A 22,703-nucleotide genomic window follows, 5' to 3' on the forward strand; every position below is an offset into this window, starting at 1 on the left:
AATCCAGGTCAAACCGGAGGATCCCCTCATGACTGAAGCTTACATCTACGACTCCGTGCGCACGCCGCGCGGCAAAGGCAAGAAGAACGGTTCGCTGCACGAGGTGACGGCTCTCCAGCTGGCGACCCAGCAGCTTGAGGCGATCCGCGATCGCAACAACCTGGATACGAACTTCGTCGACGACGTGATTCTGGGCTGCGTCAGCCCGGTTGGCGAGCAGGGCGCGAACATCGCCCGGGCTGCCGCGCTGAACGCCAAGTACGCCGAGACCGCATCCGGTTTCCAGGTCAACCGTTTCTGCGCCTCGGGCCTGGAAGCAACCAACCTGGCCGCAGCCAAGGTGATGTCGGGTGAAGCCGACATGGCGATCGGCGGCGGCGTCGAAGCGATGAGCCGCGTGCCGATGGGCAGCGATGGCGGCGCCATGGTGGTCGATCCGGAAATGGCATTTGACCACTATTTCGTGCCGCAGGGCGTCTCGGCCGACCTGATCGCGTCCAAATACGGCTATTCACGCAGCGACGTGGATGCCTACGCGATGGAATCGCAGAAGCGCGCGAAGAAAGCCTGGGATGAGAAGCGCTTCGAAAAGTCGATCGTGGCGGTGAAGAACCAGCTCGGCCTGGTCCAGCTCGACCATGACGAGCACATGCGCCCCGAAACCGACATGCAGTCGCTGGGCAGCCTGAAGCCCAGCTTCAAGGACCTTTCCGCCTTTGTCGGTCTCGACAAGGTCGCGATCCAGAAATATCCCGAAGTCGAGCGCATCGAGTTCGTCCATCATGCGGGCAATTCGTCGGGCATCGTGGACGGTGCCGCCGCCATCCTCGTCGGCTCGAAAGAGATGGGCGAGAAGCTCGGCCTGAAACCGCGCGCGCGGATCCGGGCCATGGCCTCGATCGGGTCTGAGCCGACCATCATGCTGACCGGTCCGGCCCCGTCGGCCCGCAAGGCGCTCAAGAAGGCCGGCATGAGCCCGGACGATATCGATCTCTATGAAATGAACGAAGCCTTTGCGGCCGTCGTCCTGCGCTTCATGGAAGATCTTGGCGTCGACCACTCCAAGACCAACGTGAATGGCGGCGCCATCGCCATGGGCCACCCGCTGGGCGCGACCGGGGCGATGATCCTGGGCACCGTGCTCGACGAGCTGGAGCGCACCGGCAAGGGCGTCGGCCTGGCCACGCTGTGCGTCGGCGGCGGCATGGGCACCGCGACCATCATCGAGCGCCTTTAAGCTAAGGGATTTGAGATCATGAGCTACACACACTTCAAATTTGAAACCGATGCCGACGGCATCGCTCTGATCACCTTCGACAGCCCGAACGTCTCGATGAACGTCCTGTCGAACAAGGTGATGGAAGAACTCGGCCAGATCGTCGAGAAAATCTCGTCCGACGACGCCATCAAGGGCGCCGTGATCACGAGCGGCAAGAAGGCGTTCTGTGCGGGCGCTGACCTGTCCGAACTCGGCGGCGGCATGGCGGAGCTGGAAGGCCTGTCGGAAACCGAAGCCAAGCAGAAGTTGTTCGACACCGCTTTCCTGCTCAACACCAAGCTGCGCGAGCTGGAAACCTGCGGCAAGCCGATTGCCGCGGCGATCAACGGCCTGGCGCTGGGCGGCGGGTTCGAGGTCACGCTGGCCTGCCACTACCGGGTCATGGCGAACGATACCGGTGCGAAGCTGGGCCTGCCCGAATCCCTGGTGGGCGTCCTGCCGGGCGGTGGCGGAACGCAGCGCCTGCCGCGTCTGATCGGCGTGATGAATGCCGCCCCGATCATGCTGCAGGGCAAGCAGTTCGACGCCGACAAGGCCAAGGAACAAGGCGTCGTCCACGAGATCGCGCCCGTGTCTGAAATCGTTGCCAAGGCCAAGGCGCTGGTCAAGGAAGACAAGCTCGGCGCGAAGCAGCCCTGGGACCAGGACAAGTTCAAGATCCCGGGCGGGGGGCCTTACCATCCCGCCGGAATGCAGGTTTTCGCCGGCGCATCCCCGATGCTCCTGAAGGAAACCTACGCCAACTATCCGGCACAGCGTTACATCCTGTCCTGCGTCTACGAAGGTCTGCAGGTCCCGATGGATGCCGCGCTGCGCATCGAGAGCCGTTACTTCACCAAGCTGCTGATGCGTCCGGAAAGCCGGAACATGATCCGCTCTCTCTTCCTGTCCAAGCAGGCGCTTGAGAAAGGCGTCCGCCGTCCGCAAGGTCAGGACAAGGCCGAGATCAAGAAGATCGGCGTCATCGGCGGCGGCGGCTTCATGGGCGCGGGCATCACCACGGTATCGGCCCAGGCCGGCATCGAGGTGGTCGTGCTCGACAAGGACCAGGAAGGCGCCGACAAGGGCAAGCAGCATGCGCTCGATCACTTCGCCAATGGCGTGAAGCGCGGCAAGCTGACCCAGGAGAAGGCCGATCAGCTCGGCGCGCTCATCACCGCGACCACCGATTATTCCGCGCTGAAAGACGTGGACCTCGTGGTCGAGGCGGTGTTCGAGGACTCCGATCTGAAAGCCAAGATCTACAAGATGATCGAGGAGCACCTGCCGGAGGGTGCGATCCTCGGCTCGAACACCTCGACCATTCCGATCACCTCGCTCGCCTCCAGCTCCAAGCGTCCCGAGGAGTTCATCGGCATCCACTTCTTCTCCCCGGTGGAGAAGATGAACCTGGTCGAGCTGATCGTCGGCGAGAAGACGGGCGACAAGGCGATCAGCCGCGCAATCGACTTCGTGGCCAAGATCAAGAAGACCCCGATTGTCGTGGCCGACACGCGCGGCTTCTACGCCAATCGCTGCGTCATGCGCTATATCGAGCAGGGCATGTACATGCTGACCGAAGGCGTGAAGCCGGCCCTGATCGAGAACGCTGCGAAGATGGCCGGCATGCCGGTCGGCCCGCTCTCGTTGCAGGACGAGGTCGCCATCGACCTTGGTTACAAGGTGCTGCAGCAGACCAAGAAGGATCTCGGGTCCGAGTTCGAGGAGACGCCGAACGCCGAAGTCATCGAGAAGATGTACGAGCTCGGCCGCTACGGGCGGAAGAACAAGAAGGGCTTCTACGTCTATTCCGACGAGGGCAAGCGGCTCTGGGACGAGCTCGATCAGTTCGCTCCGAACGGCAAGCTGCTCGCCGAGCAGCCGAGCGTGCAGGAGATCAAGGATCGCATCCTGTACGCCCAGGCCCTGGAAGCGGCGCGCACGATGGAAGAAGACATCGTTGCCGATCCGCGCGAGGCCGATGTCGGCTCGATCCTGGGCTGGGGCTTCGCGCCCTATACTGGCGGTGTGCTGTCCTTCATCGACACGGTGGGTACGGCCGACTTCGTGGCCCGCGCCGACGAGCTGGCGAAGAAGTATGGCAAGCCCTTCGAGGTGCCCCAGCTCCTGCGCGACATGGCGGCGAAGAAGGAAACCTTCTATGGGCGCTTCGGCGGCGCGAAGGCGGCCGCCTGAGAAACGTGGAGGAGGCTTGACGGGGCTTACCCCTGAGCCTCCTCCGCATCCGCTTTCAGGCGCGCGCGCTGCTGCTCCAGGGTCTCCGGATAATTCTGCGTATCGCCGTAATCGAGAAACTTCGCATAGCGCAGGTGAGTCCCTTTGACGCGTTCGGCGTGCTTGATCGGACACCAGTACTGCTCGGTGCGCGAGGCGATCTCGTGGACATAGGCGAGCACGCCGTTGGCGTAGGAGCAGTAGAGGCAATTGATTTTTTGCAGCACGTTTAGATAGGGCAGGCGGTGGCGGTCGAACACCAGGTACTCGCGCCGCTTCACCTGCCGCAGCCCGTAGACGCGGAAGCAGATCGTCTGGAACAGGCTGGCCGTCAGATCGAGCAGCGCCACGGGAATCGCCACCGCATAGATGAAGGGCGCGGTAAGAATCTCCAACAGGCCAGCCTTCGCCAGAAACCGCCCCACCGACATTTTCAGCTTGTGATGGCGGGCGGTCATTTCGCGGCCGAAGACGGCCCGGCCTTCCTCCCAGCGCACCCCCAGCTCGCGCCGACGCGCGATCAGCTCCGTTTCCAGCTCGTCCTCCAGCGCGCGGATATGCGCGATGAGGTCGTTGATCGTGCGTCTCATGGGGCCAGTCTCCGCAACGGGGTGAGAGGGGTCAGTGTGGCACGGATGGCGGCGCAATGCGCCGCGTAAGGCGCTTATTCCGCGCGAGGATCACAAAAAGCCCAGGCTCGGGATCGGGCCTGGGCTTTTTGCGTTCTCAAGCCGTGCCGTCTGCTTGATCGCGCTGCGCAGCGGGCCTAGGTTCGCGCTCGGTTTTCATCCTTGCGGACACCGGTTCGCGCCCATCCCACTTTTCCGGATCCCGCCGACATGCGAAACGCCGACGCGCCCTCGTTCCAGGACCTGATCCTTACCCTGCAGCGCTACTGGGCCGATCAGGGCTGCGCCATTCTCCAGCCCTACGATACAGAGGTCGGGGCGGGGACCTTGCATCCTGCGACGACGCTGCGCAGCCTTGGTCCGAAGCCGTGGCGCGCGGCCTATGTCCAGCCTTCGCGCCGCCCCGGCGACGGGCGCTACGGCGAGAACCCGAACCGGCTGCAGCACTATTACCAGTTCCAGGTGCTGCTGAAGCCGAGCCCGGACAATCTGCAGGACCTCTATCTGGGCTCACTCGACGCGATCGGCATCGACCGCAAGCTGCACGATGTGCGCTTTGTCGAAGACGACTGGGAGAACCCGACTGTCGGGGCCTGGGGGCTTGGCTGGGAAGTGTGGTGCGACGGGATGGAAGTGTCCCAGTTCACCTATTTCCAGCAAGTCGGCGGGCTGGACGTGGAATTGGTCTCCGGCGAGCTGACCTACGGGCTGGAGCGCCTGGCCATGTACGTGCAGGGCGTCGAAAACGTCTATGATCTCGACTTCAATGGCGCCGGGATGAGCTATGGCGACGTGTTTCAGGAGAATGAGCGCCAGCATTCGGCCTTCAACTTCGAACACGCCGATGTCGACATGCTGATCGATTGGTTCAAGGGCGCGGAGACGCAGTGCCAGGCGTTGCTGAACCTGGAAAAGCCGCTGCCGCTTCCCGCCTATGACTGGTGTCTGAAAGCCTCCCACCTCTTCAACCTGGTCGACGCGCGCGGAGCGATCTCCGTGGCCGAACGCGCCAGCTGGATCGCAAGGGTTCGTGAACTCGCCAAAGGGTGCGCCAGCGCCTGGGTGGCGATGGAAAAGGAAGCCGCGTAATGAGTGATCTGACCCTCTATCACTGCCCGGGCACGCGCTCGACCGGCACGCTCTGGCTGCTCGAAGAGATGGGCGCCGAGTACACGCTCGAAACCATCAATGTGCGCGCCGGACGGACCGCCGAATTTCTCAAGATCAATCCCAGCGGCAAGGTCCCGGCCATCCGCCACAAGGGCCAGACGCTGGGCGAATTGTCGGCCATCTCGCTCTATCTGTGCGATGTCTTTCCGGAGGCCGGTCTTGCGCCGGCGCTCGACGATCCGAAGCGCGCGCAGCATTATTTCTGGCATGTCTACCGGCCCGGCGTGATGGAGCCGGCGATGATCTCTAAAGGCCAAGGCTGGAAGGCCGAACCCGGCATGATCGGATGGGGCGAGCTTGACGACGTCGTCAAGCGGGTCGACGAGACGCTGACGCAAAACGACTACCTGCTCGGAGACAGCTTCTCGGCCAGCGATATCTGCGCGGGCGGGGCCGTCTCCTGGATGGTGGCGTTCGGCATGATCGAACCCACGCCTGCGATCAAGGCTTATCTTGAGCGCCTGCAATCGCGTAAAGCCTATCGGCGCATGCTGGAAATCGACGCCGAGCTGGCGCCGAAGGCCTGACCTCAAAACCGGATTTTCTCCCGCTCATGTCTGAATTGCTTCTCGAATTCTTCTCCGAGGAAATCCCGGCCCGCATGCAGGCGCGGGCCGAGGCCGATCTCGTCCGCCTCATGACCGAGAAACTGTCGGCCGCCGGGCTGTCGCCGGACAGCCTGGAAGGCTTTGCCGGGCCGCGCCGGCTGGGCCTGGTCGCGTCCGGTCTGCCCGCACAGACCGCGGACGTGCGCGAGGAGCGCAAGGGCCCGCGCGTGGGCGCACCGGACAAGGCGATCGAGGGCTTCCTGCGCGGGGCGGGGCTGGAGAGCCTCGACCAGTGCAAGGTCGAAGAGAGCAAGAAGGGCAGCTTTTATGTTGCCATCATCGAGAAGCCGGGCCGCAAGACGACCGAGGTGATCGCCGAGGCGGTGCCGGAGATCGTGAAGAGCTTCCCCTGGCCGAAATCGATGAAGTTCGGCGAGGGCGACAAGGCCCAACGATGGGTGCGTCCGCTGCACCGGATCACAGCGGTATTCGACGGTAAGGTCGTGCCGTTCGCGGTGTTCGGGATCGAAAGCGGCAACACGACCGAGGGCCACCGCATTCATTCGAAAGGCGACCGCGTCTTCACGGTGGACAGCTTTGCCGATTATGCCGCCAAGCTGGCCGATAACGGCGTGGTGCTGAAACGCGCCGACCGCGAGCGTCAGGTGCTGGACGGGGCGAAGAGGGTCTGCGCCGATGCGCAGCTGGAACTGGTCGAGGACGAGGGCCTGCTGGCCGAAGTCGCCGGGCTGGTCGAGCACCCCGTGCCGGTCCTGGGCGAGATGGATCCGGCCTTCCTGGACCTGCCGCCCGAGGTCATCACCCTGACCATGAAGGTGCACCAGAAATACTTCGCGGTGCGCGATCCGAAGACGGGCAAGCTCGCGCCCAAATTCGTGATGATCGCCAACCAGGATGCGCCCGATGGCGGGAAGGCCATTGCAGCCGGGGCCGCGCGGGTGTTGAGCGCGCGCCTGTCGGATGCGCGCCATTTCTGGGACCTCGACCGCAAGCGCGGCCTGGAAGCCATGGCCAGCGAACTCTCCAAGGTCACCTTCCACGAGAAGCTGGGCACGGTCGCCGACAAGGTCGAACGCGTCGCGGCGCTGGCCCGCGAGTTGGCGACTGTGGTCGGGGCCGATGCGGACATGGCTGAAAAGGCGGCGCGTCTGTGCAAGGCCGATCTGGTCAGCCAGATGGTCTACGAGTTTCCCGAGCTGCAAGGCGCGATGGGGCGGTATTACGCGCTCGAGGCCGGGCTGGACGAACAGATCGCGGACGCCATCAAGGACCACTACAAGCCGCAAGGCCCGTCCGATGCGGTGCCGACCGCGCCGGTCAGCGCCGCCGTCGCGCTGGCGGACAAGCTCGACACGCTGGTCGGCTTCTGGGCGATCGACGAAAAGCCCACGGGGTCGAAGGATCCGTTCGCGCTGCGGCGCGCGGCGCTGGGGGTGGTTCGCATCGTTCTCTCGCTAGATATTTCTTTCCATGTCTCGCAGGCATTCTTACGTGCTGGAGAGGTGCTCGATGAGCAACTCAACGGGGCACTGAGCCGCGGAAATCAGCTTTTTCCCGGCAATATCTCCATCGAACTCGAGTTGTTCTTCGCTGACCGCCTGAAAGTCCACCTCAAGGATGAGGGCGTGCGCTTCGATGTGATCGACGCGGTGTTCGCGCTGGGCGATGACGATCTAGTGCGGGTCACGAAGAAGGCGCGCGCGCTGCAGGACTTCCTGGAGACCGGGGACGGAACCGCGCTGCTGGCCGGCTATCGCCGGGCGGCGAATATCCTCAAGGCGGAAGAGAAGAAGGGTTTCGACCTGACGGCTGCGCGGGCCGAGGCGTTGAGCGAGATTTCCGCGGCCGTAGACGCCAGCGAAAAGGCCCATGCGCCCGAAACCGGGGAGCAGGACGAGGCCGCAATTCTTGTTGCAGTTGCGAAGACGTCACAGGCGACAGAAGAAAAGGCGTTGATCGCCGCCATCGAGGGCGCGGAGACGGTGGCGCAAGCTGCTTTGGCGAAAGAAGATTTCGAGGGCGCGATGCGCGCGCTGGCCGGACTTCGCGCGCCGGTGGATTCTTTCTTCGACGCCGTTGTAGTCAATGTCGATAACGACGATAAACTGCGCCGCAACAGACTACTCCTTCTCTCCCGGATCCGCGCCTCGGTTGAGCGCGTGGCCGATTTCGGCAAGCTTGAAGGCTAGTCGGGCAGATACACGTGCGCCGCGCGCGGCGCAGCGACAGAAAAAGAGGTTAGCCGGTCATGGCCAAGTGGGTTTACGCATTCGGCGCCGGTAGCGCGGACGGCGCGCAGGGCGACAAGAATCTCCTCGGCGGCAAGGGCGCGAATCTCGCCGAGATGGCGCGTCTGGGCCTGCCGGTTCCGCCGGGATTCACACTGACGACCGAGGTTTGCACCGCCTTCTACGAAAACGACCGGGCCTATCCCGACACGCTCGCCGAGCAGGTCGAGGCCGGGCTCAAGGCGCTGGAAGAGAAGGTCGGCAAGACGTTCGGCGATCCGAAGAACCCGCTGCTCGTGTCGGTGCGCTCCGGCGCGCGCGCGTCCATGCCGGGCATGATGGATACCGTGCTCAATCTGGGCCTGAACGATGAGACCGCCGAGGGCCTGGCCGAGCTGTCCGGCGACCGTCGCTTTGCGCTGGATTCCTATCGCCGCTTCATCACCATGTATTCGGACGTGGTGCTGGAAGTGCCCCATTCTACCTTTGAGGAGCTGCTGGAGCGCTTCAAGGAAGACCGCGACTACACGCTGGATACCGAGATTTCGGCTGAGGAATGGGAAGAGCTGATCGTCGAATACAAGGCCGCAGTGCACAATGCGCTGGGCCATCCCTTCCCGACCGATCCGCGCGACCAGCTGTGGGGCGCGATCGGGGCGGTCTTCAGCTCCTGGATGAATGACCGGGCCATCACCTACCGGCGCATGTACGATATTCCGGCCAGCTGGGGTACGGCGGTGAACGTGCAGGCGATGGTGTTCGGCAATATGGGCAACACCTCCGCGACCGGCGTGGCCTTCACGCGCGACCCGTCCACTGGCGAAAAGGGCTATTACGGCGAATTCCTGATCAATGCGCAGGGCGAGGACGTCGTTGCCGGCATCCGCACGCCGCAATGCCTGACCAAGGTGATGCGCGAGAAGATGGGTGACAGCCAGCCCTCCATGGAAGAGGCGATGCCGGCCGTCTACGGCCAGCTGGTGGACGTGTTCGATACGCTGGAGCGACACTATCGCGACATGCAGGACATCGAGTTCACGGTCGAGCAGGGCCGGCTGTGGATGCTCCAGACGCGCAACGGCAAGCGCACCGCCCGCGCGGCGCTGAAGATTGCGGTCGACATGGTCGAGGACAAGCTGATCAGCGAGGAAGAGGCGGTGATGCGCGTCGAGCCGGGTGCGCTCGACCAGCTGCTCCACCCGACCATCGACGAAAGCTACGAGCGCGACGTGATCACCAAGGGCCTGCCTGCCTCTCCGGGGGCCGCTTCGGGCAAGGTCGTGTTCGACGCCGACGAGGCCGAGCACATGGCCAAGCTGGGCGACAAGGTCATCCTGGTGCGCGTGGAAACGAGCCCCGAGGACATTCACGGCATGCATGCCGCCCAGGCCATCGTGACGGCACGCGGCGGCATGACGAGTCACGCCGCAGTCGTGGCGCGCGGCATGGGACGGCCCTGCGTCTCTGGCGCCGGCGAAATCAAGATCAACCTGGAGGCCGGAACGTTCACCGTACGCGGCCGGACCATCAAGCAGGGTGAGATGATCACCGTGGACGGCTCGACCGGCGAAGTGCTGGCCGGCGAAGCGAAGATGATCAAGCCGGAGCTGACCGGCGATTTCGCCTCCCTGATGGTGTGGGCCGACCGGGCGCGCCGCATGAAGGTGCGCACCAATGCGGAAACGCCCGCCGACGTGCAGACGGCCAAGGAGTTTGGCGCCGAGGGCATCGGCCTGTGCCGCACCGAGCACATGTTCTTCGACGCCGACCGCATTGCGGCGGTGCGCGAGATGATCCTCGCCGAAGACCAGCAGGGCCGGGTGAAGGCACTGTCGAAAATCCTGCCCATGCAGCGCGATGACTTCGCGGAAATCTTCCGCATCATGGAAGACCGGCCGTGCACCATCCGCCTGCTCGATCCGCCCTTGCACGAATTCCTGCCTCATACCGACGAGGAGGTGAAAGCGGTGGCCGAGGCGACCGGCCTGCCCGGCGAAGCGCTGCTGGAGCGGGCAAGGTCGCTGGCCGAAAGCAACCCGATGCTCGGTCATCGCGGGTGCCGGCTGGGGATCACCTATCCGGAAATCTACGAGATGCAGGCGCGCGCCATCTTCGAGGCGCAGACGATCGTCGAGAAGGAGACCGGGGTCAAACCGGTCGCCGAAGTGATGATCCCGCTGGTCGCCGTGGCCAAGGAGCTGGAAATCCTCAAGGTGCGCATCGAAGCGGTCGCGCGCCAGGTGGAAAGCGAGACCGGAACGGCACCGGTCTATCTGATCGGGACGATGATCGAGCTGCCGCGCGCGGCGCTGCGCGCCAACGACATCGCCAAGCACGCGGAGTTTTTCTCCTTCGGGACCAACGATCTGACCCAGACCACGTTCGGCTTGTCGCGCGACGACGCGGGCCGGTTCCTGGCCGACTATCTTGAAGCCCAGATTTTCGAGAAGGACCCGTTCGTGTCCCTCGATCAGGACGGGGTCGGCGATCTCATCCGCATCGCCGTCGGACGGGGGCGTTCCACACGCGAGAATCTCAAGCTCGGCATCTGCGGCGAGCATGGTGGAGACCCCGCCTCGATTCGCTTCTGCGAAGAAGTCGGGCTCGATTATGTGTCATGTTCGCCATACCGCGTCCCAATCGCGCGTCTTGCGGCGGCACAGTCTGCCCTGGCCAAGACCAAGTAGGTTCTTGGTAATCTATTGAAATAACTGGTTAAGGCCTCGCGGTCCTTGATATTGGCGTGACTGGACCCAATCTTGCGTCACGAGAGGGTGTGATTGACCGGGCTTGCCAGCCCGCCTATTCACACGCACCGTTTGCGTAGAGCAGATAAATGCCGGGTCGGCCAGAGTGCGACAGGCCCAGCAGCGAGAGTGCGCCGCATGCATGTCGGGCGCGCTGTCGCGCAAGGGAGACGGAATACTTATGACCGTCAGGTTTTCGAGAAAGCGCCTCATGGGCGCTCTAAAAGCATTCGGCGCAATTTCCGCCGTCGCTGCGACCGCGATCGTGCTGCCGATGGCGGGCGAGCGCCTGGAAGCGCAGGAAGAGCGTGCCGAATGGCGCGCGCTGGCCGAGAAGTCTCTGGCCGCAGAAGAACACGATGTGTGGGACGGCGGTTCCGTCCTGCTGCAGTCCGCGGCTCTTGAGCTGGACTCCGCCTCGAACAGTACGCTGCTGCTGCCGACCCGGAATGTCGCGGAGTTACAGACGTTTGGCGCCGACCATCTGGTCAATGCCCAGCGCGCGGCGCGCGAACAGCGCTGCCTGGCCGAGGCGATCTACTACGAGGCGCGCTCCGAGAATATCTATGGTCAGCTGGCCGTGGCCGAGGTCGTCGTGAACCGGGTCGGTCACCGCGCATACCCCGAAACGATTTGCGGCGTCGTCTATCAGGGCTCCGAGTTATCCACGGGCTGCCAGTTCACCTTCACCTGCGACGGGTCGATGGAAACCGCACCACGCGGGCGTGGATGGGATCGCGCCCAGCGTGTCGCCGCGCATATGACGATGGGTTTTGCCCGCCCCGTGACCCGCCAGGCGACGCATTATCACACGGTGCAGATCGATCCGTACTGGAGCGGGAGCCTGGTGCGCACCCGCACGGTGGGGGAGCATATCTTCTACCGCTTCCCGAGCCGGGCCGAACGCGGCCTTCTGGAACGCGAAGCCTAGGAAATCACAGCTTTTCCGGTAGGTTAAGCCGCGTCGAGCCCGATGTCGAAATTGGGCGCGGAGTGGGTGAGCGCGCCGACCGAGATGACGTTCACGCCGGTTTCGGCGATTGCGCGCACGGTCTTCAGCGTGACTCCGCCCGACGCTTCGAGGGTCACGCGGCCCTTTACCCGGCGTACCGCCTCGCTCAGCTCTTCCAGAGAGAAGTTATCCAGCAGGATACTCTCGCCCCCGGCCTTGAGCGCGGCGTCGAGCTGGTCGAGCCGGTCGATCTCGACGGCGACGCGGGTCATGTGGCCGGCATAGCGCCGGGCGCGCGTGACGGCTTCGGCCACCCCGCCGCAGACGGCTACGTGGTTGTCTTTAATTAGAATTGCATCGTCGAGCCCGAAGCGGTGAGCGGCGCCGCCCCCGGCGCGCACGGCGGCGATCTCGAAGGCGCGCAGCGTCGGCGTGGTCTTGCGGGTGTGCGCCACGACTGCGCCTGTCCCCGCGATCGCGGCGGCATAATCGCGGGTGAGGCTCGCTATCCCCGACATCCGGCCGAGGAAATTCAACGCTGTACGCTCGGCTGTCAGGACGGCACGCGCATCGCCGCGCACGACCGCTATCGCCGTGTCGGAATGCAGCTCTTCGCCGTTATCGCGCAGCCATGTGACGTCTAACTGAGGCTCGACCTGAAAAAACGTCTCGTTGGCCGCTTCTATCCCCGCCAGCACGCCTTTCGATCGCGACGCGATCGTGAACTCGGCGGTTATCCCCGGTTCGATCGTCGCGAGCGAGGTGATGTCGCCGCGCCCGCCCAGATCCTCGGCAAGCGCGCGGGAGACCGTCTCGGAGACGAGGCCGGCGGGGATAGGGTAATTCATTCGGCAGGTCCGGCGGCAAGCAGGGGAGAGGGACAGACATCGCACAGGGCGTCCAGGGTCAGGCGGGTATGGACGCCGTGCGCCTTCGTGGCGGGGAAATCGGTCCGGAAATGACCGCCGCGGCTTTCGTCTCGCGCCAGGGCCCCGTGAACGACGAAGCGCGCCGAGACAAGCGCGTCGCAAGCGCCGTGGCGGGCCTCCAGCTCGTCGATCAGGGACGCCGCGCGCATCAGCCCGGCGCGGTCGCGTTCGACCCCGGCTTCGCGCGCCATCATCTGGCGCAGACGCTTAAGGGCGAGCGGAGGCAGGTCGCGGCCCGGCTCTGCGGTGAGTGCGGGTCCGGCCCGGCGCGTCGAGGTGCGGCAGGCCAGGGCGGCGCGCCGTCCGAAGACCAGCCCGTCCAGAAGAGAATTGGAGGCCAGGCGGTTGGCGCCGTGCACGCCGGTCGACGCGCATTCTCCCACCGCATAGAGGCCGGCCACGCCGGTAAAGCCGTCAAGATTCGTCGCGATTCCGCCCATGTGGTAGTGCGCGGCCGGGGCCACCGGGATGGGGGTCGTGCGCGGATCGATCCCGGCCTCCATGCAGGCGGTGAACACCGCCGGGAAGTGATCGGGGAAGGCCGCCCCGACCGCCCCGGTGCAATCGAGAAAGGCGCCGCGTCCGCTGCGCACCTGGCGGTGAACCGCGCGCGCCACGACATCGCGCGGGGCCAGCTCCGCATCGCGGTGGACCTGGCGCATGAAGCGATGGCCCTTCGCGTCGATCAGGATCGCGCCTTCGCCGCGCAGTGCCTCGGTCGCCAGCGGGGCCGGGTCGCGCCCGACATCGATGGCAGTCGGGTGGAACTGGACGAATTCGGGGTCTTCGATGACTGCGCCGAGACGGGCGGCCATGACCAGCGCCTTGCCCTGGCTGGTGAAGGGCACGGTGGTGACGCCGTAAAGCCCGCACAGGCTGCCCAGCGCCAGAATGGTCTCATCGGCCTCGACCGGCTCCAGCCGGCCATCGGGGCGCCGGGCGAGGATGCCCGCGCACCCGCCGTCCGTAGCGCTCAGCAGGCTTTCGGCGCGCCACGATTCGCGGATTTCGATATGGGGGGCGGCTCTGGCCGCGGCGATCAGCGCGGCCAGGATGCCGGCGCCGGCCTGGTCGCCCTTCATGCGCGCCACGCGGTGGCGCGAGTGGGCCGCTTCGCGCGACAGCGCCCAGCGCCCGTCGGCGTCGCGCTCGAACTTCGCCCCGAGGGCATCGAGCGCGCGAATTTCATCCGCTCCGGCAGCCGCCAGCAGGCGGGCCGCTTCGGCGTTCACAAGACCGGCGCCGGCCTCCAGCGTGTCCTGCGCGTGCAGCGCGGCGCTGTCGTCCTCGGCGAGCGCGGCGGCGACGCCGCCCTGGGCCCAGCCGGTGGAGGCATTCTCGCCCAGCTTCGAGCCGGTCAGCAGGATGACCTTGCGCGGGGCCGCATGCAGCGCGGCCCACAGGCCGGCAATGCCGGCCCCGGCAATGAGAAGGGGGCGGGTCATCGGGCGTCCCTCGTGTAATCCCGGCCAGGGGCGGAGGCCCCGTGGCTCGCCTGCGGCTCGCCCGGGATTTCAGCGCTGGAGGGGAGGTGGAAGGGAAACGCGTTCACCCTCAGACGCTCACATAGGGCACGTTGATGATGTCGCGCCCGGTATCGAAATGCGGCGGGGCATCCGGCTTGGGCAGGTCCAGCATGGCCTGCAGGCTGGCGCGGGCCTTCTGCGCGATGACCGGGTCGACCTCGACCTCGTGCTTCATGTCGCGCAGGGCTTCGTAGATGCCGGTCAGCGTGATCCGCTTCATGTGCGGACACAGATTGCACGGCTTCACGAAGACCGTGTCCGGGTTCTCGACCGAGACATTGTCGCTCATCGAGCATTCGGTGATCAGGATCGCCTTGGACGGGGCCTTGTCCTTGACATAGGCCGCCATCGCGCCGGTCGAGCCGGCAAAGTCGGCGCGGGCCATCACGTCCGGCGGGCATTCGGGGTGGGTCAGGATGACGGCATCCGGGTGGGCGGCGCGCAGATCGTCGATGTCTTCGGGGGTGAACTGCTCGTGCACCTCGCAGCTGCCCTTCCAGGTCAGGATCTTGATGCCGGTCTGGGCGGCCACGTTCTTGGCGAGATATTCGTCCGGGATCATGATGACGGTATCGGTATCCCATTGCTGCGCCACCGCCTCGACGACCTGAACGGCGTTCGAGGACGTGCAGCAAATGTCGGAATACGCCTTCACCTCGGCCGAGGTGTTCACATAGGTCACGATCGGATAATCGGGATAGGCCGCCTTGATGCGCTGGACATCGGCGCCGGTGATGGAGCTGGCCAGCGAGCAGCCGGCCTCCATGTCGGGGATCAGCACGGTCTTTTCCGGCGACAGGATTTTCGCGGTCTCGGCCATGAAGTGCACACCGGCCTGGACGATCACGTCCTCCTCGGCCTCGGCGGCGACCTGGGCGAGTTTCAGCGAGTCCCCGGTGATGTCGCCGACGCAGTTGAAGATTTCCGGCGTCATGTAGTTGTGCGCCAGGATGGTCGCGCCGCGCTCTTCCTTCAGGCGCAGGATGGCGTCGATGACGGGCGCGAATTGTGGCCACTCCATCGGCGTCACGACATCCTTCACGCGCGTATAGAGGTGATCGACGCGCGCCTTGACGCCGTCGTCATAGACCAGCTCGCTTGCGTCCGGCCACACGGCTGAGGAGGCGCCGCCAGAGCCGGAAAAACCGGTATCCGGCGTCTGTGTGACGGTGGAGCCTTCGGGGGCGATGACGTCCATCCGGTCCATGGTGTCCTCCTTTTGCTCGCTTTGAGCATTTCGTAGGCCAGAAAAATCGGCGTGATCGTCTCAAGGTGAGTGTCACACGCCTTTTATGCTCTCTTTGAGCCTAAGGTGGGATGGATTACACCCGCGACAAGGGGCGGGGCAAGATAAATCTTCGGCTGGGGCCTCCTGGCCGGGGTGTTTCGGGGCGGGCTTTCCCTCCGATGCTTCGAGGCTCGCCTGGCGGCGAGCGCCTCAGCATGAGGGGAGTGGGTTGGGGAGAGGGCGTTGGTTCCCCAGGCCCTTATCCTGAGTGCCCGGCAAAGCCGGGCCTCGAAGGATCGGATGCCGGCACCCTGTCCTCTCCTGGGCCCCTATGTGATGAAGCTATGCGAGTGAAGGTATGTCGGGCTTTCGCGTGGCGTCGGGTCCACACGCTGTCACCCGCCGTCATCCGTGGGGCGCCAGCAGGTCTTCGAGAAAGAATGCGGACAATTCGTTGCGACCCGAGAGACCCGACTTGCGATAGAGGGCGCGGGCCTGCTCGCGCACAGTGCGTTCACTGGTTCCGCGCACCTGCGATATCTCCTGATGGCTGAGGCCCTTAAGGAGGAGAAGCCCGATTTCGGCTTCCGCGCCGGTCAGATACCAGGCGTCGAACTGTGTCCGGATGGCGGCGCTGAGGCCGCGCACGAGTGATTGGTGCTCGCTGCGCCAGCGGTTGGCATCCTCGCGTGCGGTCACAAGATCGACCGAGACGCGCCCGAACCGCCGGAGCATGGCCACCATGCCGACGAGCGCTGCGATGAGTACGCCGGCCTCCAGCGCCACATGGACCCCGCTGACGCCGTCCCGGCTGTCGAACAAGAGATCAAGGCCGATCAGGACCGCGATCAGGGCGAAGGTTGCGGCGGACAGATAGCGGATCGTTCTTTGTGCTGCGTCTTCCGACATAGACCGGCCTCCGGGTACGAGATTTCAGGCAATCGTGTCGTTTGACATATGGCTCAGTTTTCCACCCCGGCCCATCACGGAGACCCCGAAATTCTTTGCGAGGTTACTCCATGAGCTCACAGACACACACACCCAGGACCGTCCGCGTCTGGGATCCGGTGGTCCGGCTCGGACACTGGATCATCGTTGCCGCGTTCTTTACCGCCTATCTCAGCGGGGATGAATGGGCCGGCATCCATATCTGGGCCGGCTACACGGTTGCCGCCGCGGTTCTGGTTCGGTTGATCTGGGGGTTGGTGGGCACGCGCCATGCGCGCTTTTCCTCCTTCGTCCGGGGGCCACGCGCCGTCATGGCCTATCTGAAAGGCCTGTTCTCGAAGAAGGCCGAACGCCATCTCGGGCACAATCCGGCGGGCGCCCTGATGATCGTTGCGCTGCTGGTTTCGCTGGCCGGCACCACGGTGTCCGGCATGGCCCTGCTGGCCGCCGAAGACGGGCGCGGCCCGTTGGCCGGCGTGATTGCTTCAGGCGATGGCGTACCGGTCGAGCGGTCCACTGACGTCGACGTGCGGCGGGATGGCCAGGAAGAAGGCACGGAAGGTCATGAAGAGGGCGGGACTGGCGAGATCATTGAGGAGGTCCACTCGATCTTCACCTATCTCACGCTCGCCTTGGTGGCTCTGCATGTCCTCGGCGTTGCCGCATCCAGCTTGGCCCATCGCGAAAACCTGGTTCGTGCCATGGTGACGGGACGCAAGCGCCCGCTGGAGTGAGGGGTGTCGGGCGGGGAGCGCAGGGTGCGCCTGCCCTCCGATGCTTCGAGGGGCGCTGCGCGCCCACCTCAGCATGAGGGAAGTGGGCTGGGGTGAAGGGAGCAAGATATTCAAAACAATACAAATGCTCTTTCCCAGCGAAGGCTGGGATCCAGGGAGCATCAAGTGCCGTCATGTGATGAGGGCGTTCTGGCGTCTCCTGGGTCCTGACTTTCGTCAGGAAAGAGAGATAACTCAGTCTGCATGAGGCCCCGAATCGTATTTGGCGTCCGGGGTTTCAGTCTTTTTCTACAGGGTTTACGCGCCGTCTTTCAGCCTCGGGGTGGCGAGGCCGAGGACTTCGCCTTTGCGGACGGCTTCGCGGCGGAAGCGGTAGAGTTCGGCGGGGCGGCCGCCGGTCTGGGACTGCATGCGGCCCGTGCCTTCGACGAAGCCGGCGCGGTCGAGGGCGCGGCGGAAATTCTGCTTGTGGATCGGATAGCCTGCGATGGCTTCGACCACGCGCTGGAGCTGGGAGAGGGTAAAGAGTTCGGGCATCAGCTCGAAGACGACGGGGCGGTATTTCAGCTTGCCGCGCAGGCGGGAAATGGCAGTGGCCAGGATGCGGCGATGGTCGGAGGCCATGGGTTCGCCGAGGCCCTCGATCGGGTGGGCGAAATGCTCTCCGCTCTGGTCGCGGGCCGCTTCGGGGACCAGCCCGGCCTCGTACAGCAATTCATAGCGGTCGAGCGCGCGTTCCTCGGTCCAGGGCGCGTCATCCAGGGCGAAGGTGGCGCGCGCCCGGTCGTAGCGCGCGGCGCGGGCGCCCGGCCCGGCCGCCTCGTCGATCCAGTTGCGCAGCGCCGGTTCGATCACCTCGTTCAGGACCGCCGGACGGCCGCCGCGATGATCTTCCCACGGGTAGAAGCGCGACCAGGGTGCCCAGCTCGCCCCGGCGCCCTTCAGGGTGCGCGGTTCGGGGGCGAGACCCAGATAGCCCACCGAAATCACGCGTCCGCCTTCGGCGCCGGCCAGGGCCGCCAGCGGCGCCTCGCGTCCGCGATCGCCGAACGTGTAGAGCTGTTCGACATAGCCGAGCTCGAAGCCGGTCTGCTCGCGCACCCATTCGCGCAGGCCGATTTCGAAGGTGCGGTGCTTTTCCGGGTCGAAGGGACCGAAGGGCAGGGCGGTCTCCGGCGTCGCGACGCCCTTGGCGACCAGAACGGAGATTTCGGACTCCTTGGCCGCGAAGATCACCGCATTCAGCCCGACGACGAGGCCGTCATAGCCGGCCGGTTTGAGGGGCGGGGCCGATCTCATATCCGCCGGCCCGCGACACGCCGGGACCGGTTCTCCATGTCGTCGATCAGATCGGCGAACCGCTCCAGGAAAAGCTGCTGGGCTTCGGCGGCCGGGCGCGGGTTGATCTCCACGCGCAGGCCGGGCGGCGGGGCGTCGAAGAACTGGCGCGCCTCTTCCACCGAGAAGCCGGCAATGTCGACCGCCTCGAAGAAGGCGCTGATGCGGTCGGCCTGCTTGATCGTCTTGTGCACCGTTTTGGGTAGTTCGCCCGGCAGGCCGAAGCGGGCGTGGATCGCCGTTTCCAGCCTGTGTTCGAACGCCTTGTAGTCATAGCCCAGCGCTGCCTTGAACGGGCTGATCATGTCGCCGATCACGTATTCGGGGGCGTCGTGCAACAGGGCGGCGAGGCGCCATTTGGCCGGCCAGTCCGGCTGCAGTTCTGCGCACAGCGCTTCCACGATCACGGAATGCTCGGCGACGGAGAAGGCGTGATCGCCCTTCGTCTGGCCGTTCCAGCGCGCGACGCGGGCGAGGCCTTGGGCGATGTCGTCAATCTCGATATCGAAGGGCGAAGGATCCAGCAGGTCCAGCCGCCGCCCGGAGAGCATGCGTTGCCAGGCTCTGGGTTTTTTCGATGCGGAGGCCGGGCGTGCCATTATGTCCCTACTTTTTTTGCGATCTTACCCTCCCGGAACGGGCCGGAAGGGCATACGTTGAAGGAAAGGCCGGAGCAACCGGCCTGGTCAACCAGTATTCCTGCGACAGGAGATCGCCCGACCATGGCCCGTGAACGCATACTTGTCCCGCTTCAGGGCGCTCAATCCGACGAGCGCCCGCTTGAGGCGGCGCTGAAACTGGCGCCGCTGTTCGATGCCGACATTCGCGGCCTGTTCGTGGAGCCCGACCCGGCGACCTACATGATGTGGTCGGGACCCGGCGCGGCGGGCGCCTCGGTTGTGTCCACCGCCATCGATGCGGTGCGCGAGGAATCCGACCGGGCGTGCGAAGACGCCAAGGCGCGCTTCGACCGCATGCTGGGCGGCGATCACCCGGGTGCCTCGTTCAAGCGGATTACCGACAGCCCGGCCGAAGCGGCCGAGCAGGCGCGCCTGATCCGGCTTCTGGTCGCCTGCCCGGAGGCCGCCGCGGGCAAGGGATCGCTGGCCGACTTTACCGCCTCCTGCCTGGTCGACGAGGCGTGTCCGCTCTACGTGCCGCGCTCGGGCACGATCGCGCCGAAGCGGGTGTGCATGGCCTGGGACGGCTCGAAGGAAGCCGCGCGCGCGGCGATGGCGGCCGATCCGCTGCTTCGGCCCGGCGTGGAGGTGACCATCCTGCACTCTGACCGCAATCTGGATTATCAGGACCGCGCGGCGGCGGCGCCGAACCGGCTGACGCACTGGCTGGCAGCGCGCGGCATCGAGGCGAAAAGCCGCGAGGTGGCGGGCAAGGGCGGTCTCGGCGAAGGCCTGCTGGATGCGGCCGCCGACAGCGACCTTCTGGTGGCGGGCGCCTACGGGCATTCGCGCATCACCCAGTTCATTTTCGGCGGCGTGACCCGCACGCTGCTCCAGGCGGTCGACGGGCCGTCCCTGCTGATCGCGCACTGACACTGTTTTCAACACGGAGACGTTTACGCCATGGCCCTGACCCGAGTGGTCCTTCGCCTGTCGCGCAATCCCGACGCCGGTTTTCCCGGCGGGGACGACGATCGCGGCTATCTCATCCATGCCCCGCTGAACGGCGAGGGGCGTCTGGATCCCGATTTGTGGAAAGCGCACAAGACCGATTGCGTGGTCGAGCGGTTCAGCCCGGACGAGGACGAGCGTGCGGATGGCTGGCTCGCCCATCGCGGCAAGAACTGGTTCTTCCATTATGACGAAGAGGACGAGGGGCCGGACGAGCCGGTCTACCGGCTGGGCGATCACGCGCTGCGGCTGGGAGATTACGTGACCATCCACGAGGCCGATGGCGACGACCTGGTCTACAAGGTCACCGAAAACACGAGGCTGTGACGGGCCGCGCCCGGCCCGGTCAGGGCCGGGCGTTGGACGCCGCGATCAGCGTTCGCGCATAGGCGACGAGCGCCTGCGGCGTCGTGCTCTCCTGATTGGAGTGGTAGTTGAAGGTCGGCACCTGCAAGGTGGTGCCGGCGAACGCGCCTTTCGACCGGGCGGTGATCTTGCCGAGCTCGGTCAGGCCGAGCGACTTGGCCGCCAGGCCCTGGGCTTCGCGGGCGGCGTTTTCCGCGATGATGTATTCGCACTTGGTGATGATGGGCGCGTTGCAGGCCTTCGCGGCGGCATGCAGGCGATCATACATCGCATCGTTGAAGTCGGCGGTCGCGTCGCGGCGGCGCAGCACCACGGCCCCGGCCTGGCTGATCGCGCCGTCGTCGAACGGCGTTGTGTCGAGCACGAGCAGGTCCTGGCGCGTTTTCAGCGACGCATCCGCCCAGCCCAGGAAATGCTCGGCGGACCGGCCGATCTCCTCCTCCGCAGTGAAGACGAGGGTTCCCGTCAGGCCCTGCTCGGCGCAGACCCGCAGAACCGCCGCGGAAACCGGATTGTCCAGCTGGCCCACCACATAGGCATTGCCGCGTTCTAGACGGCGGGCGAAGGCCACCGGCGTGCCGGCATCGAGCGCGGGCAGGTCGGGCACGTCCAGGCGAATATGCCCGTCCGGGTTCTGCTCCACGCCGTCGATCGTGCCGTAGGCGATGCGCCCGCCGGTCAGACGGTCATAGGCGAAGACTTCCTCGCCGACATAACGCTCACGCACTTTGGCCGCGAGATCGGCCGATGCCGGGGCCTGCTCGCCATACTTGTCGTTCTTGATGGCGTGGGCGGCGTAGATGATCGCTCCGCCTCCATCGACCACGCCGCCATGCCGGTCGACATGGGCGAGCATGACCGGTCCGTCCCCGAGCTCGACCACGCACAGATTGCGCGGGCGGTGGACGGTGTGGCCGAGGCTTTCAAAATCGCGGGCCAGATGGTCGAGGAAGGGCGTTTCGTGGCCCACGACGCTGGGGAAATCGAGGTATTCGTTGGTCTTGGCGAGGATGCGCGCGCTCAGCACGTCGGGCGCGCTCACCCCCGCTTCTCCACGAAGACGGTGCCGGCCGAATAGCCGGCGCCGAAGCTGCACAGCACGCCGCGGTCGCCGGCCTGCATGTCCTGCGAGTGCAGGTGGAAGGCGATGACCGAGCCGGCGGACGAGGTGTTGGCGTATTCGTCCAGGATGGTCGGCGCGTCCTTGCCGCCGGCCTCGCGTCCGAACACCTTCCTGGCGATCATCAGATTCATGTTGATATTGGCCTGGTGCAGCCAGACGCGTTTGAGATCGTCCGGCGTGATGGAGAGTTCGTCCATGTGCGTCCGAATCATGTCGGAGACCATGGGCACGACTTCCTTGAAGACCTTGCGGCCTTCCTGGACGAAAAGTCTGTCGTCCTTCGGCGCGCCGTTCGGGACGGGCGTATTGTCGCCGGCAGGGCGTTCGGCGCGGTTCAGGAAGCCGAAATTATTGCGGATATTGTTGGAGAACTTCGTTCTGAGCCTGGTGCCGAGAATGGCCCAGCCGCCTTCGCCCAGGTCCTCGTGCTCCAGCAGGATGGCGGTGGCCACATCGCCGAAGATGAAATGGCTGTCGCGGTCGCGCCAGTTCAGGTGCCCCGAGCAGATTTCGGGATTGACCACCAGGATGGCGCGCGCGTGGCCGGCAGCGATCATGTCGGCGGCGGCCTGGATGCCGAAGGTCGCAGAGGAACAGGCCACGTTCATGTCGAAGGCGAAACCGTCAATACCGAGCGCGTCCTGGACTTCTATGGCCACGGCGGGATAGGCGCGCTGCATGTTGGATGCGGCCACGATGACGCCGTCAATGTCCTGGGCCGTCTTGCCCGCGCGCTCCAGAGCGTCGCGGCAGGCCTTGACGCCGATCTCGGCGAGGATGGACAGCTCGTCGTTGTCGCGTGCCGGAATGTTCGGGACCATGCGTTCGATGTCGAGCACGCCGGACTTGTCGACCACATAGCGGGACTTGATGCCGGACGCCTTTTCCACGAACTCCACCGAGGACGGGGAAAGAGGCTCGATCTCGCCGCGCTCGATCTCGTCTGCATGAGTCTCGTTGTAGCGCTCAACATACGCGTTGAACGAGCTCACAAGCTCTTCGTTCGAAATGGAATCTTCCGGTGTCCACAGGCCCGTGGAACGGATCATGGCGGCGGTCATATACTCTCCCAACCCGCGACAGAGTCACTTG

19 protein-coding genes are annotated in these 22,703 nt (G+C 65.2%); 10 read left to right on the forward strand and 9 right to left on the reverse strand.

Translation table 11 applies throughout. From position 1 onward, the window contains the following. The first annotated feature begins 28 nt into the window (after nt 1–28). Both E5162_RS02365 and E5162_RS02370 read left to right on the forward strand, forming a co-directional pair. Nucleotides 29–1,237: an acetyl-CoA C-acetyltransferase gene (locus tag E5162_RS02365; RefSeq protein WP_135943340.1), complete on the forward strand. Its 1,209-nt coding sequence runs from the start codon at nt 29–31 to the stop codon at nt 1,235–1,237. An 18-nt stretch (nt 1,238–1,255) separates the two neighbouring features. Continuing rightward, nucleotides 1,256–3,454 (forward strand): 3-hydroxyacyl-CoA dehydrogenase NAD-binding domain-containing protein, encoded by a 2,199-nt coding sequence (locus tag E5162_RS02370; protein ID WP_135943341.1) that lies wholly within the window; start codon nt 1,256–1,258, stop codon nt 3,452–3,454. Nucleotides 3,455–3,480: 26 nt separating this feature from the next. Here the strand turns inward: E5162_RS02370 and E5162_RS02375 are convergent, their stop codons facing one another. Further along, entirely contained in the window at nt 3,481–4,083 is a 603-nt protein-coding gene (locus tag E5162_RS02375) for a hypothetical protein (protein ID WP_135943342.1), read from the reverse strand. Between the two features lie 249 nt (nt 4,084–4,332). Between E5162_RS02375 and E5162_RS02380 the strand changes: the two genes are divergently transcribed. The 5 genes from E5162_RS02380 to E5162_RS02400 all read left to right on the forward strand — a co-directional run bounded on the left by E5162_RS02380 (nt 4,333) and on the right by E5162_RS02400 (nt 11,767). After that, complete coding sequence (locus E5162_RS02380) at nt 4,333–5,211, forward strand: glycine--tRNA ligase subunit alpha (protein WP_135943343.1); 879 nt, start codon at nt 4,333–4,335, stop codon at nt 5,209–5,211. Beyond that, the gene (locus tag E5162_RS02385; protein WP_135943344.1) at nt 5,211–5,819 is read left to right on the forward strand and encodes a glutathione S-transferase family protein; all 609 of its coding nucleotides are present in this window, start codon (nt 5,211–5,213) and stop codon (nt 5,817–5,819) included. The genes E5162_RS02380 and E5162_RS02385 overlap by 1 nt, the downstream gene beginning before the upstream one ends. Before the next feature lie 26 nt (nt 5,820–5,845). Then, on the forward strand, nt 5,846–8,050 hold the full coding sequence (gene glyS / locus E5162_RS02390) for a glycine--tRNA ligase subunit beta (RefSeq protein WP_135943345.1): 2,205 nt from the start codon (nt 5,846–5,848) through the stop codon (nt 8,048–8,050). A gap of 59 nt (nt 8,051–8,109) precedes the next feature. Further along, complete coding sequence (ppdK, locus tag E5162_RS02395; protein ID WP_135943346.1) at nt 8,110–10,776, forward strand: pyruvate, phosphate dikinase; 2,667 nt, start codon at nt 8,110–8,112, stop codon at nt 10,774–10,776. 271 nt (nt 10,777–11,047) lie between these two features. Beyond that, a complete protein-coding gene (locus tag E5162_RS02400) occupies nt 11,048–11,767 on the forward strand; it encodes a cell wall hydrolase (RefSeq protein WP_233342123.1) in 720 nt (239 codons plus the stop codon). Between the two features lie 23 nt (nt 11,768–11,790). On the opposite strand, the gene nadC is transcribed toward E5162_RS02400, so the two are convergent. The 4 genes from nadC to E5162_RS02420 all read right to left on the reverse strand — a co-directional run bounded on the left by nadC (nt 11,791) and on the right by E5162_RS02420 (nt 16,380). Beyond that, nucleotides 11,791–12,636, reverse strand: coding sequence for a carboxylating nicotinate-nucleotide diphosphorylase (gene nadC, locus E5162_RS02405; protein WP_135943348.1), 846 nt, complete (start codon nt 12,634–12,636; stop codon nt 11,791–11,793). After that, nucleotides 12,633–14,162, reverse strand: a complete 1,530-nt coding sequence (locus tag E5162_RS02410; RefSeq protein ID WP_135943349.1) for an L-aspartate oxidase — start codon at nt 14,160–14,162, stop codon at nt 12,633–12,635. The genes nadC and E5162_RS02410 overlap by 4 nt, the downstream gene beginning before the upstream one ends. A 109-nt stretch (nt 14,163–14,271) precedes the next feature. Further along, nucleotides 14,272–15,450, reverse strand: coding sequence for a quinolinate synthase NadA (gene nadA, locus E5162_RS02415; RefSeq protein WP_233342124.1), 1,179 nt, complete (start codon nt 15,448–15,450; stop codon nt 14,272–14,274). A 426-nt stretch (nt 15,451–15,876) separates the two neighbouring features. Next, nucleotides 15,877–16,380, reverse strand: coding sequence for a helix-turn-helix transcriptional regulator (locus tag E5162_RS02420; RefSeq protein ID WP_135943350.1), 504 nt, complete (start codon nt 16,378–16,380; stop codon nt 15,877–15,879). Between the two features lie 110 nt (nt 16,381–16,490). Here E5162_RS02420 and E5162_RS02425 point away from each other — a divergent pair, with 110 nt between their 5' ends. Then, the gene (locus E5162_RS02425) at nt 16,491–17,153 is read left to right on the forward strand and encodes a cytochrome b/b6 domain-containing protein (protein WP_135943351.1); all 663 of its coding nucleotides are present in this window, start codon (nt 16,491–16,493) and stop codon (nt 17,151–17,153) included. 297 nt (nt 17,154–17,450) lie between these two features. Here the strand turns inward: E5162_RS02425 and E5162_RS02430 are convergent, their stop codons facing one another. Further along, nucleotides 17,451–18,452, reverse strand: a complete 1,002-nt coding sequence (locus E5162_RS02430) for an NUDIX hydrolase (RefSeq protein ID WP_135943352.1) — start codon at nt 18,450–18,452, stop codon at nt 17,451–17,453. Next, nucleotides 18,449–19,090 (reverse strand): YfbR-like 5'-deoxynucleotidase, encoded by a 642-nt coding sequence (locus E5162_RS02435; protein ID WP_233342125.1) that lies wholly within the window; start codon nt 19,088–19,090, stop codon nt 18,449–18,451. Before E5162_RS02435 ends, E5162_RS02430 begins: the two co-directional genes overlap by 4 nt. Before the next feature lie 123 nt (nt 19,091–19,213). Here E5162_RS02435 and E5162_RS02440 point away from each other — a divergent pair, with 123 nt between their 5' ends. After that, nucleotides 19,214–20,044: a universal stress protein gene (locus E5162_RS02440; RefSeq protein WP_135943353.1), complete on the forward strand. Its 831-nt coding sequence runs from the start codon at nt 19,214–19,216 to the stop codon at nt 20,042–20,044. A 30-nt stretch (nt 20,045–20,074) separates the two neighbouring features. Then, entirely contained in the window at nt 20,075–20,449 is a 375-nt protein-coding gene (locus E5162_RS02445) for a hypothetical protein (RefSeq protein ID WP_135943354.1), read from the forward strand. A 19-nt stretch (nt 20,450–20,468) separates the two neighbouring features. Here the strand turns inward: E5162_RS02445 and E5162_RS02450 are convergent, their stop codons facing one another. Both E5162_RS02450 and E5162_RS02455 read right to left on the reverse strand, forming a co-directional pair. Continuing rightward, complete coding sequence (locus tag E5162_RS02450; RefSeq protein WP_135943355.1) at nt 20,469–21,530, reverse strand: zinc-binding metallopeptidase family protein; 1,062 nt, start codon at nt 21,528–21,530, stop codon at nt 20,469–20,471. Further along, entirely contained in the window at nt 21,527–22,672 is a 1,146-nt protein-coding gene (locus E5162_RS02455) for a beta-ketoacyl-ACP synthase III (protein WP_135943356.1), read from the reverse strand. The genes E5162_RS02450 and E5162_RS02455 overlap by 4 nt, the downstream gene beginning before the upstream one ends. Nucleotides 22,673–22,703 lie beyond the last annotated feature (31 nt).

Origin of the sequence: Marinicauda pacifica, from assembly GCF_004793635.1 — a bacterium.
In the GTDB taxonomy this organism is placed as follows: domain Bacteria; phylum Pseudomonadota; class Alphaproteobacteria; order Caulobacterales; family Maricaulaceae; genus Marinicauda; species Marinicauda pacifica.